The organism is Stutzerimonas balearica DSM 6083, from assembly GCF_000818015.1.
In the GTDB taxonomy this organism is placed as follows: Bacteria; Pseudomonadota; Gammaproteobacteria; order Pseudomonadales; family Pseudomonadaceae; genus Stutzerimonas; species Stutzerimonas balearica.
The window spans coordinates 3470375-3485411 of the sequence record NZ_CP007511.1 but is presented as its reverse complement, the minus strand read 5'-3'; the positions used below and the strand labels follow the sequence as shown (position 1 = coordinate 3485411).

The window sequence follows — 15037 nt, the reverse complement described above, 5'->3', positions numbered from 1 at the left end:
GACAATTTCACTTCATGTGATTTTGACAAAAAAGGACTGCTACCAATGTTGCTGGTCAACACCCTTCCACCCGAACGAATGACGCCGGAGCAGCGCTGCGCTGAGCTCGCTGGCCTACTGGCTGCCGGGCTTTGCCGCATGCGCCAGCCCAATTTCGCCAAGTCCGCAAATACGCCACAAGAGACGCCGTTTGTACTTGGCTTTCCGGTCGAACAGAGCGTTCATTCAGACATCGACAACAACCCATCGATGGAGCCCTGAATGAAACCTCGAATCACTATTGCCCCTACGCCCGACACCGTCGTGGCGCAAATTTCCAACCTGCCCAAGCTGGGCATGCCGGAGATCAAGTCGCTCTGGCGGCGCCTGTTTGGAGGGGACACCCCGACGCACAACCGGCAATTCCTCGAGCGCCGGATCGCCTACAAACTGCAAATCATCGAGTGCCGCAAGACCGACCGCAACCTGCTTGAGCGCAATCAGCGTCGGATCGACAACCTGCTGGAGATCGGCAAGCAGAAATCACAGACACGGTCGGCCGATTACGCGCTGACCCCGGGCACGGTGCTTTGCCGCCATTACCAGGGCGTTGACCATGAAGTGGTAGTCCAGGCCGACGGGACTTTTCTGCACGGTGGCCAACCGTACACGAGCCTGTCGCAACTTGCGCGTGAGATCACCGGCACCCGGTGGTCGGGGCCGGTGTTCTTTGGACTGAAGACCAACGTCCGGCCCAAGAAGTCAGCCCGCAAGGGAGGTCGTCGATGAGCGAGGTTCTCAAGCGCCGGATGCGCTGCGCGGTCTATACGCGCAAATCCACTGACGAGGGGCTGGATCAGGAATACAACTCCATCGACGCGCAGCGTGACGCCGGCCATGCCTACATTGCCAGCCAGCGGGCCGAGGGCTGGATTCCGGTGGCCGATGACTATGACGACCCGGCATTTTCCGGCGGGAACATGGAACGGCCTGCTCTGAAGCGGCTCATGGCCGACATCGAGGCAGGGTTGATTGACGTCGTGGTGATCTACAAAATCGATCGCCTGACGCGTAGCCTCACCGACTTTTCCAAGATGGTCGAGGTGTTCGAACGGCACGGGGTGTCTTTTGTCTCCGTCACCCAGCAGTTCAACACGACCACGTCGATGGGCCGCTTGATGTTGAACATCCTGCTGTCCTTTGCCCAGTTCGAGCGCGAGGTCACTGGCGAGCGCATCCGCGACAAGATCGCAGCCAGCAAACGAAAGGGCATGTGGATGGGCGGCATTCCCCCGCTGGGCTATGACGTCGAGAACCGGCGCCTGGTGCCCAACAAGGGAGAAGCCAAGGTGGTCCAGCACATTTTCCGGCGATTTGTGGAATTGGGATCGAGCACCTTGCTGGTCAAGGAGCTACGGTTGGACGGGGTCACCTCGAAGTCATGGACCACGCAGGACGGTCGGGTGCGCGAGGGCAAGCTGATCGACAAGACCCTCGTGTACGCGCTGCTTCACAACCGGACCTACCTCGGCGAGCTGCGCCACAAGGAGCAGTGGTACCCGGCTGAGCACCTTCCGATTGTGGAGCAGGAGTGGTGGGACAAGGCGCATGCGATCCTGTCGACCAACAGCCGCGTGCGTGGCAACAACACCCGCTCGAAGGTGCCGTTCCTGCTCAAGGGCATGGTCTTCGGCAACGATGGGCGGGCCTTGTCACCATGGCACACGGTCAAGAAAAGCAACGGCCGGCGGTATCGCTATTACATCCCTCAACGAGACGCCAAGGAGCATGCCGGCGCTTCGGGGTTGCCACGCCTGCCGGCTGCCGAGTTGGAAGCCGCCGTGTTTGATCAGTTGCGATCGATCTTGCGCTCGCCGGATTTGCTGGCCGATATCCTGCCTCGCGCAGCGAAGCTGGACCCGTCACTGGACGAGGCCAAGGTGACGGTCGCCATGACGCGCATCGATGCGATCTGGGATCAACTGTTCCCCGCTGAGCAAACCCGGATCTTCAAACTGCTGATCGAGAAAGTAATCGTCTCGCCGACCGATCTCGAAGTCCGGCTGCGACCGAACGGCATCGAGCGGCTGGTGCTCGAGTTGCGGCCCGAGCCTGCCAAGGAAGCAGCGGAGGTGACAACATGAATGAGGTGCGTATTGAAAAGACTGGCCAGCCGGATGTGGTCAGCACCAGCGATGGTCGGCTGACCCTGTCCGTGCCGATCCAGATCAAGCGGCGTGGTGGTCGTAAGGTGGTGAGGCTTCCCGACGGCAATACCTTGAAGCCCAGGCCCATCAACGACAAACCGACGCCCATTCAAATGGCGCTGGCGCGTGGTCACCGCTGGTTGGCGATGCTGGAATCCGGGGATGCAGAAAGCCTGACAGAGGTTGCCGAGCGCGAGGGTATGGATCGGGCTTACGTGAGCCGGATGGTGAACCTCACGACGCTGGCGCCGGACATCGTGGCCGCCATCCTGGATGAAACGCTGCCGTCAGAGGTGACGCTGTTTGATCTGGCATCGGGGACGCCGCTGTTATGGAGTGAGCAGCGGGCAATCTTGAACACCAAGGAATCCTGAGTCGCCACCCGCATCGTTACGGTTACCGGGCCAAAGCAGCTTTCAAAATTTACTCGTCAGCTGATGGCAACCTGGGCCTTGGACTGGCAACTCTTACAAGTCGCAATGGACAGCTCGGGCTCAACAGACCCGCCTTCGCCATCCCAGGTTGTTTGGAAGTGCGTGAAGCTCGCACCGCTTTGCCACCATGAACCGCTCCAGTTGGAGCCTTTGTCGAGGACTTTCTGAGACTCACTGGCACCACATTTGGGGCAAGTGAGCGTGTAGGTCGTTTGATCGATGATTCCCATGACCTCTCCTTATGGATTCATAAGTGCTCATCCTACCAATTCCAAAGAACAACCGCTTGATCGATCAACGTGCAAGCCATTGATTTACATAGGTCGCAGGTGTGACGCCTGCGGACTTCGGGCGGTTTTGAGGCGGACAGAAAAGAGAGAGGAATGGCCCGGAGAGAGCACCATATGGCCAGCGGTAAGCAGGCAGCCGGACTGTCGAAGTCCGCAAACCTACTCAGCGTTCCGCGCATGTTCGCGGGGTCTGGCGGGAGCACATAAGAAAAAACCCCAACCGAGAGTGGTTGGGGTTTGAATATTGGTGGAGCCGGGGGGATTTGAACCCCCGTCCGCCAGCTCTCCGCTATTGGTTCTACATGCTTAGCCAGATCTACTGAGTTAACTCCGCGCCGCCCGATTGGCAGGGTGCTTGGAGCGAGCTGTATGAGATTTAGCCGTTACGTCTACAGCGAACTTGGCGGCGATCCTGTTCTATCTGACGGTCATTTCGGGTTTACAGGCATCCCCTAGTGACCGCTGGAGCCGAAGCTACCAGATGAAGGTTAGGCGGCTAGCGCGTACCCTTCGTAGTTGTCGTCGTTGGCAACTATAGGTTTGCAACAGTTTATTTACGAGTTCTGTTACCAACTCGGCATGCCCCTCAAGTTTCGTTACCGGCGTCGAATCCTAATCGGCCCCTGGTGCAGCTTGTGGTGCTTCAGTGGCTGCGGAGTCTACTAGGGTGATTTGGGCTTGTCGATCATTTTTTAGCCATGCTGGTTAAGAAATGATCAGGGTGCGGCCGGGCCGGTGCAAGCCGGCCCGGGCCGCCTTTCTTACTGGCCGGCGCCGGAGCCGGAGCCACTGGTGCCGCCGCTGCCGCTGCTGCCCGGGCCTTTGAGTTCCTGTAGCGCCTTGGTGCTGTGGGCGATGCACGCTTCCTTGTCGCCAGCCTGTTGCGCCTGTTTGGCCTTCTGGGTCAGCTCCTCGACCTGGCTGCGCGCCGGCTCGCCGAGAGTGACGGTGTTGGTCGCCATGTTGTTCTCGATTTCCTGCAGGTTGATCGCGCACAGATCGTCTTCGGCAAAGACGGCGGGGCTGGCCAGCAGGGCGGCTGATGCGAGCAATACGTGGATCTTCATTGTGGGTCCTCCAGTCTTTTGGACTTCCCGGTCCGCCAGGCGTACGGGTGAGCAGCGGCACCGAGTCGAAGCGAACCCGTCACGGGCTCTGAAATTCCGACTGCGATTGCGCTTGAGCGTTCATCGAACTGCCACAAACGAAACGGCCCGGCTTGGCGGCCGGGCCGTTGGGCCACTCAGGCAGGTGTCGCCATCTTTGGCCGGCTGGTCCGGTCGACCAGATAGACCAGGCCGTGGTAGTCGATCTCGCCATGGAGCGACAGGCCGATCTCGCAGGTGCGGCTGGTGGAGATGCCTTCGTCGCAGATCTGCACGGCATTCTTCAGGCTGCGCAGGGCATGCTCGTTCAGCTCCGGCGTGGTGAAGCCCTTGTCGCCAGCGAAGCCGCAGCAGTGGATGCCTTCAGGCACCACGACTTCCTTGGCGCAGTGGCGGGCGATGTCGATCAGCGCCTGCGCCTCGCCCAGGTGCTGGGTGCTGCAGGTGACGTGAACGGCGATCGGCTTGTCCTGCGGGACGAAGTCCAGTTTGTCGAGCAGGTGCGTGCGGATGAAGCGCACCGGGTCGTACAGATCGAGGCGCTGATCGGTCAGGCCCTGGACCAGGCGCAGGGTGCAGGGGCTGGTGTCGCAATAGATCGGGTCGAGCCCGCCGCGGCTGGCCTTGAGCAGCGCATCGAGCATCTCCTGGCGCTTGCGTTCGCCCTGTTCGGCATAGCCCTTGGAGGCAAACGGCTGGCCACAGCACAGGTTGTTCAGCTGTTCGGGGAAGATCACCTGGTAGCCGGCCTTTTCCAGCAGGCTGCGGGTCTTGTCGAGCAGCGGCTCCTGTTCCTGATCGCGTGCCGCCGGGCCCATGGCACGGGAGACGCAGGCGGCCAGATAGACCACGCGCGGGCGCTCGTCCTGCACGGCTGGTTTGGGCAGGTGCAGGCGTTGCAGTGGCTGCGGTGTAGCCGGCGTCCACTGGGGCACGCGGCCCTTGCTGGCGCGGGTCATGGTCGCCGACAGCTTGGCCAGGTTGCGCGTGCCCATGATCAGGTGCGCGCCGTTGGCCACATGCAGCATGAAGCGGGTGCCTTGTACCGCCGTACCGAAATGCCCGGCCAGCCAGTCAGCCACGCCGGTGCGGTTGGCCTCGCGCCCGCGCAGCTTGCGCACCAGATCGCCGGTGTTGATGCCGACCGGGCAGCGCTGGGCGCAGAGGCCGGTGGCCGCGCAGGTGTCGACGCCGTGGTAGTGGTAGAGCCGCTCGATTTCCGTGGTGTCGACACCCGCGCGCTTGCGCGCCTGGATGTCGCGCCAGATGACGATGCGCTGGCGTGGCGTCAGGGTCAGCCCGTTGGATGGGCAGACCGGCTCGCAGAAGCCGCACTCGATGCACTTGTCGACGATCTCGTCGGCGGCGGGCAGCGGCTTGAGGTTCTTCAGGTGGATGTCCGGGTCTTCGGAGAGCACCACGTCCGGGTTGAGGATGCCGGTGGGGTCGAGCAGGCGCTTGATCTTCCACATCAGCGCATAGGCCTCGCTGCCCCATTCCAGCTCGACGAAGGGCGCCATGTTGCGCCCGGTGCCGTGCTCGGCCTTGAGCGCGCCGCCGAACTCGACGGCGACCAGCTGCGCCACTTCGCCCATGAAGGCCTCGTAACGGGCGACCTGGGCCGGATCATCGAAGCCCTGGGTGAAGACGAAGTGCAGATTGCCCTCTAGCGCGTGGCCGAAGAGGATCGCTTCGTCGTAGCGGTGCTTGTCGAGCAACTCGATCAGCCGGTTTACACCTTCGGCCAGGCGCTCGACGGGGAAGGTGACGTCCTCGATGATCACCGTGGTGCCGGTCTGGCGCACCGCGCCGACCGCCGGGAAGGTGTCCTTGCGGATCTTCCAGAGCTGGTTGTAAACGACCGGGTCCTCGCTGAAATCGACCTGCTTTTCCACCGGGAAGTGCGCGATGGAGGCCATAATCTGGTTGATCTGCTCGTGCAGCAGGGGCTGGGTCGCGGCGCGCGACTCGATCAGGAGCGCGCAGGCGGTTGGCGACAGCTCTTTTACCCACTCGGGCATGCCGGCCTTGTGCTCGACCGAGCGCAGGCTGCGCCGGTCGAGCAGCTCCACGGCAGACACCGGCTGCTGCTTGAGCACCGGCACGGCGAGGCAGCAGGTTTCCACGTCGGGGAACACGACCAGCGCGCTGGCCTTGTGTGGATGGTCCGGCACGGTGTCGTAGGTCACCGCGCTGATAAAGCCCAGCGTGCCTTCGGAACCGACCATCAGGTGGTTGAGGATATCCAGCGGCTCGTCGTAGTCGACCAGCGCATTGAGGGAGAAGCCGGTGGTGTTCTTCAGCCGGTACTTGTGGCGGATCTTTGCCGCCAGTTCGGCGTTGGCGCGGGTTTCGCGGCCGAGTTCGGCCAGCTGCTCGAGCAGGGCGGCGTGGCTCTGGCGGAAGGCGGCAACGCTGGCGGCATCCTCGCTGTCGACCACGGTGCCGTCGGCCAGCACAACGCGCAGGCCCGCGAGGGTCTTGTAACTGTTCTGCGCGGTGCCGCAGCACATGCCGCTGGAGTTGTTGGCGACGATGCCGCCGATCTTCGCCGCGTTGATCGAGGCCGGATCAGGGCCGATCTTGCGCTGGAAGGGTGCCAGCACGGCGTTGGCGTTGGCGCCGATCACGCCGGGCTGCAGGCGGATCTGCTCGCCGCCGTTGCGAATCTCGCGGCCGTTCCAGTTGTCGCCGAGCACGATCAGTACCGAGTCGCTGATCGCCTGGCCGGACAGGCTGGTACCGGCGGCGCGGAAGGTCACCGGTACGTTCTCGGCATGCGCCAGCTTGAGCAGCCTGACCACTTCGGCTTCGGTTTCGACGCGCACCACCAGCTTGGGCACCAGCCGGTAGAAGCTGGCGTCGGTGCCGAAGGCGAGGGTGGAAAGCGGGTCGTCGAAGCGCCGCTCGACCGGGATCAGGCGCTCGACTTCACGGAGAAACGCCGCCGGCAAGGGCGCACGTTCGAGCTGGGCGGCCGCGTTCATGCGTCCTCCAGGATCAGCAGGACCAGATCTTTCGGCCCGTGGGCGCCATACGCTAGCACCTGTTCGATGTCGGCGGTTTTCGACGGGCCGGAAACCAGCAGCGCATTGGTCGGCATGCCGGCAGCCCACTGGAACTTCTGCTGGATCTCGTAGAAGTTGTCGTGGATTTCGCTGGCCTTGAGGATGGCGAAGTGCACCGGCGGCACCAGGCTCATCAGGCGCGGCTCCTCGCGGGTCGGCCACATGATCAGGCTGCCGGTGGAGGCAATGGCGCCGAGGGTGCCGGTGAGGCTGGCCGGGGTGTCGTTGAACAGCTCGTCCTTCCAGTCCTCGACCGGGCGGTCGTAGGCCTTCAGCGTCGGCAGGCCTTCACGACCGGCGCAATGCGCGGTGAAGCGCTGGCCGTACGGCGTGGTCGGGGCGATCAGCAGGCTCGGCAGCTGGCGGTCGTGCAGCAGCTGTTCGAGCAGGGCGGGCCAGCCGGCGTCCGTGGTCAGGTGAATCTCGGTGTGCACCGCTTCCATCAGCTGACGCAGGCGGGCGATGCGCTGCTCCGGCGCGTAGCTCCAGGGCTGGGTCACCAGCGACTCGTCGTAGTCATCGACGATCGGCGTAGTGCCCTCCAGGCTTTTTTTCAGCTTGGCGAGAATGTTGGCTTTGGCGCTCATCGCTTGCCCTCCAGGTGCTCGCGGGCCAGCTCGTGCAGCGAGCGGGCAGCCGGTTTCGGTGCGCTGTGGTTCTGCGTCCAGGGGCCGATGTTCGATGGCGTCAGGCCGCGCAGGCGTGTGGCGAAGAAGCCGAATACGCGGTACAGCGTCGGGCTGGTGTTGAGCAGGCGCCAGCCGGCCCAGATCAGCCGCTCCTTGCGCGAGTACTTGCTGCCCTGGCCGCGCATGACCTTGTGCGGATCGTCCGGCGCCTTGACGTTTTCCTCGCGCAGGCGCCGCAGGAGGGTCGGAATCGGAATCTTCACCGGGCAGACTTCGCCGCAGGCGCCGCACAGCGACGAGGCGCTGGGGTGATCCGGCACCTTGTCCAAGCCGACCATGTGCGGGGTGATGATCTTGCCGATCGGCCCGGGATAGACCTCGCCGTAGGTGTGGCCGCCGACGCGGGTGTACACCGGGCAGTGGTTCATGCAGGCGCCGCAGCGGATGCAGTTCAGCGTCTGGCGCAGCTCGCTGTCGGCGAAGGCCTGGCTGCGACCGTTGTCCAGCAGGATCAGATGCACTTCCTGCGGGCCGTCGAGCTCGTCGGCCTTGCGCGGGCCGGAGATCATGTTGACGTAGGTGGTGATCGGCTGGCCGAGCGCCGAGCGGGTCAGCAGCGAGAGCAGCGGGACCACGTCGCGCAGGTTCTCCACCACCTTTTCGATGCCGGTGACGGCGATATGTACCGGCGGCACGGTGGTGCTCATGCGGCCGTTGCCTTCGTTCTCCACCAGCAGCAGGGTGCCGGTCTCGGCCACTGCGAAGTTCACCCCGGAGACGCCGATATTGGCCTCGAAGAACTTCTGCCGCAGCGTGCGGCGACCGATCTGAATGAGTTGGTCGACGTCCTTGGTGTACTCCACGCCGAGTTTCTCGTGGAACAGGGACGCGACCTGGCCGGCGTTCTTGTGGATTGCCGGCATGATGATATGAGAAGGCTTCTCGTGGTCGAGCTGGACGATGTACTCGCCCATGTCCGATTCCAGGCATTCGATGCCATGGCCGTCGAGGAAATGGTTCATCTCCATTTCTTCGCTGACCATCGATTTTCCCTTGATCACTTGGCGCGCCTCGTGAGCGCGGGCGATCTCGAGGACGATGTTGTTCGCCTCGTCTACCGTCTCCGCCCAGTGCACCTTCACACCGTTGCGGGTCAGGTTGGCTTCCAGCCGCTCGAGCAGTTCGGGCAGCTTGGACAGTGCGCGGGCGCGGATATGGTTGCCCATTTCGCGCAGCCGCTCGCGTTCGTCGGCATCGCTGAACGCCGCGGCGCGCTTGGTCATCAGCGAGTCCATGGCGGTGCGGAAGTTGCGCCGCAGCTGCTCATCCTTCAGCGACTTGCGTGCGCGGGCGCGGAAATCCGGGTCGCCGGCGTTTTCGATCTGAATCGCGGGAATACGCTGTTCGGCGTTCATCGGGCACCTCCGGTGCGTTGCCAGAGGAAGCTCGCCAGGTGCTGGCCGCGCAGGGCTTCACGCTGCTTTTCCAGCGAGCCGTTGATGTTCATCAGGCAGCCGCAGTCGGCGCTGACCACCTGGTGCGCGCCGGATTCCTTCAGCGCACGGGTCTTGTCCAGCACCATGGCGCCGGAGATATCGGGCATGCGCACGCTGAAGGTGCCGCCGAAGCCGCAGCATTCGCTCTCGTGGTCATGCTCGACGCGCTCGACCTGGCCCAGCTGGGCGAGCAGGGCGCGGCCGTGCAGATGGGTATTCATTTCGCGCCGAGCCGAGCAGGAGGTGTGCAGGGCGACCTTGGTCGGCGTGCCGGCATCCTTGAACTCGACCTTGCAGACGTTGAGCAGGAACTCGGCCAGCTCGAAGGTGCGCTCGGCCAGCGCCTGGGCCTTCTTCAGCGTGGCCGGCTCGTCCTTGAACAGGTCCAGATAATGGTGGCGCAGCATGCCGGCGCAGGAACCGGAAGGGACGACTACCGGCCAGTCGTTGGCGAACAGCTCCAGCTGCGCACGGGCGACCTTTCGCGCCTCGTCGGTATAGCCGGTGGTGTAGGCCGGCTGGCCGCAGCAGGTCTGACCCTGCGGGTAGTGCACGGTCAATCCTTCGCGCTCGAGCAGGCGGATGGCATCCAGGCCAGCCTCGGGATAGAACAGATCCACCACGCAGGTACCGAACAGGTAAACCTGGCTCGGCTTGGCAGGATATTCGCGTGGTTTGGGCAGCGGCGGCGCGACGCGGGTGGCGTTCGGCGCGGCGTTGTAGAAGAGTTCGCTCATCGGCTTGGTCTCCGGGTGGGCCCGGTTATCCGCAAACTGCGGGAGGTTGAAGCGCTCTTGCCCCGCATGGGCGGGGCAAGGTTTCACGGTTGTCTTACTTACCGACCAGCGGGTCGGTCACGCCCATCACGTAGATCGCGATCAGGCCGATCGCCCCCGTGAACAGTACGTAGTACAGCGTAGGCCAAACGGTCTTGCGCAAGGTCTGCCCTTCGCGGCCGAGCAGGCCAACGGTGGCGGATGCGGCAACCACGTTGTGGATCGCCACCATGTTGCCGGCGGCGGCGCCGACGGCCTGGATGGCAACGATCATCGCGCCGGAGATGCCGAGGTTGGTGGCGACGCCGAACTGGAACTGGCTGAACATCATGTTGCTGACGGTATTCGAGCCGGCCAGGAAGGCGCCCAGCGCACCTACCGTCGGTGCCAGCAGCGGATAGACGCTGCCGACGCTGTCGGCGACATAGCGCGCCATGGTGATCGGCATGCTGGCCAGCTCGCCGGCATTCACCCCGGAGTTGATCAGGATGCGCACCATCGGCACGGTGAACAGCAGTACGAAGCCGGCGCTCAGCAGCACGCTGGAGGATTCCTTGACCGCTGCGCCCAGCTCGCGGGCCTTCATGCCATGCAGGAAGAAGGTCGCCAGAACCACCAGGACGAGAATGCCGCCCGGCAGGTACAGCGGCTGGATGCTGGCGCTGACGCCGGCTTCGCCGAGCAGGTCGTTGAAGGCGATGTTCCAGGCCTTGAGCAGGTTGCCGATGTCGGGGAACACACGGCTGATCACCAGCAGCGCGCCGACCAGCACGTAGGGCAGCCAGGCACGGAAGGTGCTCATCGGGCGGGCTGCCAGGTCCTCGAGCTTCATTTCCACGCTGCCCAGCCATTCGCTCGGCCAGTCCTTCGCGTCGGCGAAGTCCCAGGTGCGCTTGGGTACCAGAAAGCCCATGCGCGCCGCGGTGGTGACGATGCCCAGGCCGATCAGGCCGCCGAGCAGGGAGGGGAATTCAGGGCCGAGGAATACGCCGGTGGCGACGTAGGGCAGGGTGAACGCCAGCCCGGCGAAGATCGCGAACGGCAGCACTTCGAAGCCGGCCTTCCAGCTCTTTTCCTTGCCAAAGAAGCGGGTCAGCATCAGCACCATGATCAGCGGCATCACGGTGCCGACGATGGCGTGGGTGATCGCCACGCTGCTGGTGATCTGCTGCAGGTAGGCCTGCCAGCTCGAACCTTGCTCGACCAGCTGGGCGCCGATGGTGGCGGTATCCAGGCCGCTGTTGACGCCGACGATGATCGGCGTGCCGACCGCGCCGAAGGATACCGGCGTGCTCTGGACCAGCATGCCCATCAAGACCGCAGCCATCGCCGGGAAGCCGATCGCTACCAGCAGCGGCGCAGCAATCGCCGCCGGCGTACCGAAGCCCGAGGCGCCTTCGATGAAGCAGCCGAACAGCCAGGCGATGATGATGGCCTGGATGCGGCGGTCAGGGCTGACGGTGGTGAAGCCGGCACGGATGGCGGTGATGCCGCCGGAATGCTTCAGGGTGTTCAGCAGCAGAATCGCGCCGAAGATGATCCACAGCAGGCCGATGGTGATGACCAGCCCCTGCAGCGTGGAGGCGAGGACCCGGTTGAAACTCATGTCCCAGACGAACAACGCGACAGCGGCGGTGACGACGTACACCAGCGGCATCGCCGTGCGGGCCGGCCAGCGCAGGCCGATCAGCAGGACAGCGGCGAGCAGGATCGGGGAAAAGGCAAACAGGGCGAGCATACCTGTCGACATGTCAGACCTCCGCCGTCACGTTGCACGATTGATAGCCCGGCAGGGCCGCGGGAAGACAGCTGAGCAAAAACGGCATGGAGGATCCTCTTTTTGTTTGATGCTCGTTTTGTAAATTGGTAATACCAATTCTCGGCAGAGAATGGCCAGCGTAAGAGTTCACTTGTCAATGCGTCAATGAGGCCTGCATAGACTTTGGTCGCAGGGCGGCGTCTTGCGGGGGCTGAGGGCGCTCGCTAGTCTGGCTGCCTATATAGTGGTCAAACCAATCGAGGCATGAATGGAAGTGGGAATGGTGCGCCAGCGGCGGCTGGCTGATGGCATCGTGGCGCAACTGGAGACGATGATTCTCGAGGGCACGCTCAAGGCGGGTGAGCGCCTGCCGGCCGAGCGCGTCTTGGCCGAGCAGTTCGGCGTCTCGCGGCCCTCGCTGCGCGAGGCGATCCAGAAGCTGGCGGCCAAAGGGCTGCTGGTCAGCCGGCACGGCGGCGGCACTTTCGTCGCCGAGTCGCTGGGCTCGACCTTCAGCGACCCGCTGCTGCACCTGCTGGAGAACAACAGCGATGCTCAGCGGGACCTGTTGGAGTTCCGTCATACGCTCGAAGGCAGCTGTGCCTACTACGCGGCGCTGCGCGCCACCGAGGTTGACCGCCAGCGCCTGACCGAAGCCTTCGAAGCGCTACAGGACTGCTATGCGCGCGAGGGCAAGGTCACCCGCGCCGAGGAGGGGGCGGCCGACGCCCAGTTCCACCTGGCGATCGCCGAGGCCAGCCACAACGCCGTGCTCCTGCACACCATCCGCGGTCTGTTCGATCTGCTCAAGCGCAACGTAGTGACCAACATCGGCGGAATGTATGCGCTGCGCGACGAAACGCGCGACATGCTGATGAGCCAGCACCGCGAGCTCTATGAAACGATCATGGCGCGGCGGGCGAACGAGGCGCGCGATGTGATCCATCGACACATCAGCTATGTGCAGGAAGTGCTGGCCGAGGGACAACAGGAAGCGCAGCGTCTGGCCCGGGCGCAGCGCCGGCATGGCGAGCGGGGCCTCGCGGCAGGTGTGAGGAGCTGAGGCGAGCGAGCAGGGCGGACGCGGTCAGTCGTCCTTGCCCTTGCTGCGAATGGCGCGCTGGATCTCCCGGTCGGAGTCGCGCTCCTTTGCGGTGTGGCGCTTGTCGTATTCCTTCTTGCCCTTGGCCAGGGCGATCTCGCACTTGATCATGTGCTTCTTCCAGTACAGCGACAGCGCTACGCAGGCGTAGCCCTTCTGCTGCACGGCACCGAACAGCTTGCCCAGCTCGCGCTTGTGCAGCAGCAGCTTGCGGGTACGGGTCGGGTCGGCGATCACGTGAGTGCTGGTGCTGGTCAGCGGGCTGATGTGCGCGCCCATCAGCCAGGCCTCGCCATCCTTGAGCAGCACGTAGCTGTCGACGAGCTGGGCCTTGCCGGCGCGCAGACTCTTGACTTCCCAGCCGGCGAGCACGAGCCCGGCTTCGAATTTCTGCTCGATGAAGTAGTCGTGTAGCGCTTTCTTGTTAAGCGCGATGGTCCCGGGGGACTGCTTTTTCTGTTTGGCCATAGGGCGCGCATTATAGGCAGTCGCGCTGCGGCTGGCGACAGCTCGCCGCGTTGGCGTGAACTTGAGGCGATCCGGTTAATCCCGGACAATGCTGCAACTTGTTTCAGGCGTCGGGTCTTCGGCGCCTTGCCTGACGCTGACCGGCCGGCCGGCGCTCGCACCTGAAGTAGAAGGTCCGCATGACGACGCACATTCAACGCTCCGCGCTGCTGCCTTACCCTGCGCAGGCCCTGTTCGACATGGTCAACGATGTGGCGAGCTATCCCCAGTTCCTGCCCTGGTGTACCGCCACCGAAGTGCTGTCCAGCAGCGACACGCACATGCAGGCGAGCATGACGGTGGGCAAGGCCGGGCTGAGCCAGCGCTTCAAGACGCGCAACGATCTGGAGCCGGGCAAACGTATCGAGATGACCCTCGAAGAAGGGCCGTTCAGCCATCTGCACGGCATCTGGGAATTCAAGGCGCTGGGTGAGCAGGCCTGCAAGATCAGCCTCGATCTGCGCTTCGATTACGCCGGCCCGGTGGTGAAAATGGCGCTGGGGCCGTTGTTCACCCAGGCTGCCAATACGCTCGTCGATGCGTTCTGCGAAAGGGCCAAGCAGCTTTATGGATAAGCCTGTTGCCATCGAAGTCGTCTATGCGCTGGCCGACAAGCAGCGCTTGCTCCGGCTCACCGTGCCGCAGGGAACCAGTGTGCGCCAGGCGGCGTTGGCCTCCGGCATGCAGGCGCATTTCCCCGGGCTGGACCTGGCCGCTGCGCCGCTTGGCATTTTCGGCAAGGCAGTGCCGAAGCCCGACGAGCGGCTGGTGGAGGAGGGCGATCGTGTCGAGATCTATCGACCGCTGATCGCCGACCCCAAGGAAGTCCGCAAGCAGCGCGCCGCGAAGGCGGCGAAGAAGCAGGCCGACGCCGCCGAGCCGGACACGGCCGGCTAAGCGGCCAGCGGCAGGCTTCACGGCGACCATGCAGGCCGGTTGCCCGGCCCCTGGCGCGCCGATCAGGGCATGACCACTTCGATGACGCCATTGGCATTCAGGGTGATCTGACGGCTGCCCGCTTCGATCTCCGGCATGGATTCGGCATCCATCATCGCGGCCTTCATGCGTGGCCCGCGCAGCGGCTGGAAGTTGCCGCCACCGTCGAGGCTGAGACTCACCAGCCGGTAATCCTTGCCGCCCAGTGCCTCGGTAGCCAGCTGGGCGCGTGCGCGGAACGCCGCGACGGCCTCCTTGAGCAGGGCGTCTTCGGTCTTCTGGGCAACGGCATCGGAGACGCTGAACTGCATGTCGGCCATTTTCAGGCTTTGCATCAGATCGGCGGTCAGCTTGGACAGCGCTGCGAAGTCACCGCTTTCCAGGCGGATTTCCGCACGCTCGCGCCAACCGACTATGCGTTGGCCCTTTTCCTCGTAGACCGGATAACTGCTGCGATTGCCCTGGCTGACCGTCACGCCCTTGGCCTGCCGCGCCCGTTGCAGCGCCTCGTTCAGCGTGCGGGTCGTCTCGCCCGCCAACTGCGCCGGATCGCTGTGCTGGCTTTCGGTGTAGAGCGTGACCTGCATCCGGTCGTGCGGCACTTCCTGGCTGACCTCGGCACGCAGCGATACCTGGTTGTAGCGCTGGTCGTCGGCCAGGGCCTGGGCGCTGGCGAACAGACTCAGGCATGCCAGCAGGGTCATGCTGTGAGAGACTCGCTTGAACATTGGTTGCTCCTCGAACGGAC

Annotated in this window: 16 protein-coding genes and 1 other RNA gene; 7 read left to right on the top strand and 10 right to left on the bottom strand. The window is 63.9% G+C overall.

The annotated features are described in order from the left end of the window. Positions 1 to 45: 45 nt before the first annotated feature. From CL52_RS16140 to CL52_RS16125, 4 genes are read left to right on the top strand one after another with little or no spacing between them, the layout of a single operon-like run. Positions 46 to 261, top strand: coding sequence for a hypothetical protein (locus CL52_RS16140; protein WP_043221776.1), 216 nt, complete (start codon positions 46 to 48; stop codon positions 259 to 261). Further along, on the top strand, positions 262 to 768 hold the full coding sequence (locus CL52_RS16135) for a DUF2924 domain-containing protein (protein WP_043221774.1): 507 nt from the start codon (positions 262 to 264) through the stop codon (positions 766 to 768). Then, positions 765 to 2123: a recombinase family protein gene (locus CL52_RS16130; protein ID WP_043221772.1), complete on the top strand. Its 1359-nt coding sequence runs from the start codon at positions 765 to 767 to the stop codon at positions 2121 to 2123. Before CL52_RS16135 ends, CL52_RS16130 begins: the two co-directional genes overlap by 4 nt. Next, positions 2120 to 2560 (top strand): hypothetical protein, encoded by a 441-nt coding sequence (locus CL52_RS16125; RefSeq protein ID WP_043221770.1) that lies wholly within the window; start codon positions 2120 to 2122, stop codon positions 2558 to 2560. Before CL52_RS16130 ends, CL52_RS16125 begins: the two co-directional genes overlap by 4 nt. A gap of 56 nt (positions 2561 to 2616) precedes the next feature. On the opposite strand, the gene CL52_RS16120 is transcribed toward CL52_RS16125, so the two are convergent. The 8 genes from CL52_RS16120 to CL52_RS16090 form a co-directional block, all read right to left on the bottom strand. Continuing rightward, the gene (locus CL52_RS16120; RefSeq protein ID WP_043221769.1) at positions 2617 to 2850 is read right to left on the bottom strand and encodes a hypothetical protein; all 234 of its coding nucleotides are present in this window, start codon (positions 2848 to 2850) and stop codon (positions 2617 to 2619) included. A gap of 305 nt (positions 2851 to 3155) precedes the next feature. Next, positions 3156 to 3534: a transfer-messenger RNA gene (gene ssrA, locus CL52_RS20425) on the bottom strand. 137 nt (positions 3535 to 3671) lie between these two features. Continuing rightward, on the bottom strand, positions 3672 to 3977 hold the full coding sequence (locus CL52_RS16115; protein ID WP_041103890.1) for a PA2433 domain-containing protein: 306 nt from the start codon (positions 3975 to 3977) through the stop codon (positions 3672 to 3674). A 176-nt stretch (positions 3978 to 4153) separates the two neighbouring features. Continuing rightward, positions 4154 to 7003, bottom strand: coding sequence for an FAD-binding and (Fe-S)-binding domain-containing protein (locus CL52_RS16110; RefSeq protein ID WP_043221767.1), 2850 nt, complete (start codon positions 7001 to 7003; stop codon positions 4154 to 4156). After that, positions 7000 to 7671 carry a LutC/YkgG family protein gene (locus CL52_RS16105; RefSeq protein ID WP_043221765.1) on the bottom strand — a complete coding sequence of 224 codons (672 nt, stop codon included), beginning with the start codon at positions 7669 to 7671 and terminating at the stop codon, positions 7000 to 7002. The genes CL52_RS16110 and CL52_RS16105 overlap by 4 nt, the downstream gene beginning before the upstream one ends. Further along, on the bottom strand, positions 7668 to 9128 hold the full coding sequence (locus tag CL52_RS16100) for a LutB/LldF family L-lactate oxidation iron-sulfur protein (protein ID WP_043221763.1): 1461 nt from the start codon (positions 9126 to 9128) through the stop codon (positions 7668 to 7670). Before CL52_RS16100 ends, CL52_RS16105 begins: the two co-directional genes overlap by 4 nt. Then, on the bottom strand, positions 9125 to 9946 hold the full coding sequence (locus CL52_RS16095) for a (Fe-S)-binding protein (RefSeq protein ID WP_041103899.1): 822 nt from the start codon (positions 9944 to 9946) through the stop codon (positions 9125 to 9127). The genes CL52_RS16100 and CL52_RS16095 overlap by 4 nt, the downstream gene beginning before the upstream one ends. 94 nt (positions 9947 to 10040) lie before the next feature. Continuing rightward, complete coding sequence (locus CL52_RS16090) at positions 10041 to 11735, bottom strand: L-lactate permease (protein WP_043221762.1); 1695 nt, start codon at positions 11733 to 11735, stop codon at positions 10041 to 10043. A gap of 277 nt (positions 11736 to 12012) precedes the next feature. Between CL52_RS16090 and CL52_RS16085 the strand changes: the two genes are divergently transcribed. Further along, positions 12013 to 12807: a GntR family transcriptional regulator gene (locus tag CL52_RS16085; protein WP_041103903.1), complete on the top strand. Its 795-nt coding sequence runs from the start codon at positions 12013 to 12015 to the stop codon at positions 12805 to 12807. 24 nt (positions 12808 to 12831) lie between these two features. Here the strand turns inward: CL52_RS16085 and smpB are convergent, their stop codons facing one another. After that, entirely contained in the window at positions 12832 to 13314 is a 483-nt protein-coding gene (gene smpB / locus CL52_RS16080; protein WP_041103905.1) for an SsrA-binding protein SmpB, read from the bottom strand. Positions 13315 to 13493: 179 nt separating this feature from the next. Between smpB and CL52_RS16075 the strand changes: the two genes are divergently transcribed. Both CL52_RS16075 and CL52_RS16070 read left to right on the top strand, forming a co-directional pair. Continuing rightward, entirely contained in the window at positions 13494 to 13928 is a 435-nt protein-coding gene (locus CL52_RS16075; protein ID WP_041103907.1) for a type II toxin-antitoxin system RatA family toxin, read from the top strand. Continuing rightward, the gene (locus tag CL52_RS16070) at positions 13921 to 14250 is read left to right on the top strand and encodes an RnfH family protein (protein ID WP_041103909.1); all 330 of its coding nucleotides are present in this window, start codon (positions 13921 to 13923) and stop codon (positions 14248 to 14250) included. Before CL52_RS16075 ends, CL52_RS16070 begins: the two co-directional genes overlap by 8 nt. Before the next feature lie 62 nt (positions 14251 to 14312). Here the strand turns inward: CL52_RS16070 and CL52_RS16065 are convergent, their stop codons facing one another. Beyond that, positions 14313 to 15017: an SIMPL domain-containing protein gene (locus tag CL52_RS16065; protein ID WP_043221760.1), complete on the bottom strand. Its 705-nt coding sequence runs from the start codon at positions 15015 to 15017 to the stop codon at positions 14313 to 14315. Positions 15018 to 15037 lie beyond the last annotated feature (20 nt).

What these genes read in the sequence shown, in the direction of transcription:
- CL52_RS16140 (WP_043221776.1), top strand. Translation starts at nt 46, where the DNA reads ATGTTGCTGGTCAACACCCTTCCACCCGAACGAATGACGCCGGAGCAG.
- CL52_RS16135 (WP_043221774.1), top strand. Translation starts at nt 262, where the DNA reads ATGAAACCTCGAATCACTATTGCCCCTACGCCCGACACCGTCGTGGCG.
- CL52_RS16130 (WP_043221772.1), top strand. Translation starts at nt 765, where the DNA reads ATGAGCGAGGTTCTCAAGCGCCGGATGCGCTGCGCGGTCTATACGCGC.
- CL52_RS16125 (WP_043221770.1), top strand. Translation starts at nt 2,120, where the DNA reads ATGAATGAGGTGCGTATTGAAAAGACTGGCCAGCCGGATGTGGTCAGC.
- CL52_RS16120 (WP_043221769.1), bottom strand. Translation starts at nt 2,850, where the DNA reads ATGGGAATCATCGATCAAACGACCTACACGCTCACTTGCCCCAAATGT.
- CL52_RS16115 (WP_041103890.1), bottom strand. Translation starts at nt 3,977, where the DNA reads ATGAAGATCCACGTATTGCTCGCATCAGCCGCCCTGCTGGCCAGCCCC.
- CL52_RS16110 (WP_043221767.1), bottom strand. Translation starts at nt 7,003, where the DNA reads ATGAACGCGGCCGCCCAGCTCGAACGTGCGCCCTTGCCGGCGGCGTTT.
- CL52_RS16105 (WP_043221765.1), bottom strand. Translation starts at nt 7,671, where the DNA reads ATGAGCGCCAAAGCCAACATTCTCGCCAAGCTGAAAAAAAGCCTGGAG.
- CL52_RS16100 (WP_043221763.1), bottom strand. Translation starts at nt 9,128, where the DNA reads ATGAACGCCGAACAGCGTATTCCCGCGATTCAGATCGAAAACGCCGGC.
- CL52_RS16095 (WP_041103899.1), bottom strand. Translation starts at nt 9,946, where the DNA reads ATGAGCGAACTCTTCTACAACGCCGCGCCGAACGCCACCCGCGTCGCG.
- CL52_RS16090 (WP_043221762.1), bottom strand. Translation starts at nt 11,735, where the DNA reads ATGTCGACAGGTATGCTCGCCCTGTTTGCCTTTTCCCCGATCCTGCTC.
- CL52_RS16085 (WP_041103903.1), top strand. Translation starts at nt 12,013, where the DNA reads ATGGAAGTGGGAATGGTGCGCCAGCGGCGGCTGGCTGATGGCATCGTG.
- smpB (WP_041103905.1), bottom strand. Translation starts at nt 13,314, where the DNA reads ATGGCCAAACAGAAAAAGCAGTCCCCCGGGACCATCGCGCTTAACAAG.
- CL52_RS16075 (WP_041103907.1), top strand. Translation starts at nt 13,494, where the DNA reads ATGACGACGCACATTCAACGCTCCGCGCTGCTGCCTTACCCTGCGCAG.
- CL52_RS16070 (WP_041103909.1), top strand. Translation starts at nt 13,921, where the DNA reads ATGGATAAGCCTGTTGCCATCGAAGTCGTCTATGCGCTGGCCGACAAG.
- CL52_RS16065 (WP_043221760.1), bottom strand. Translation starts at nt 15,017, where the DNA reads ATGTTCAAGCGAGTCTCTCACAGCATGACCCTGCTGGCATGCCTGAGT.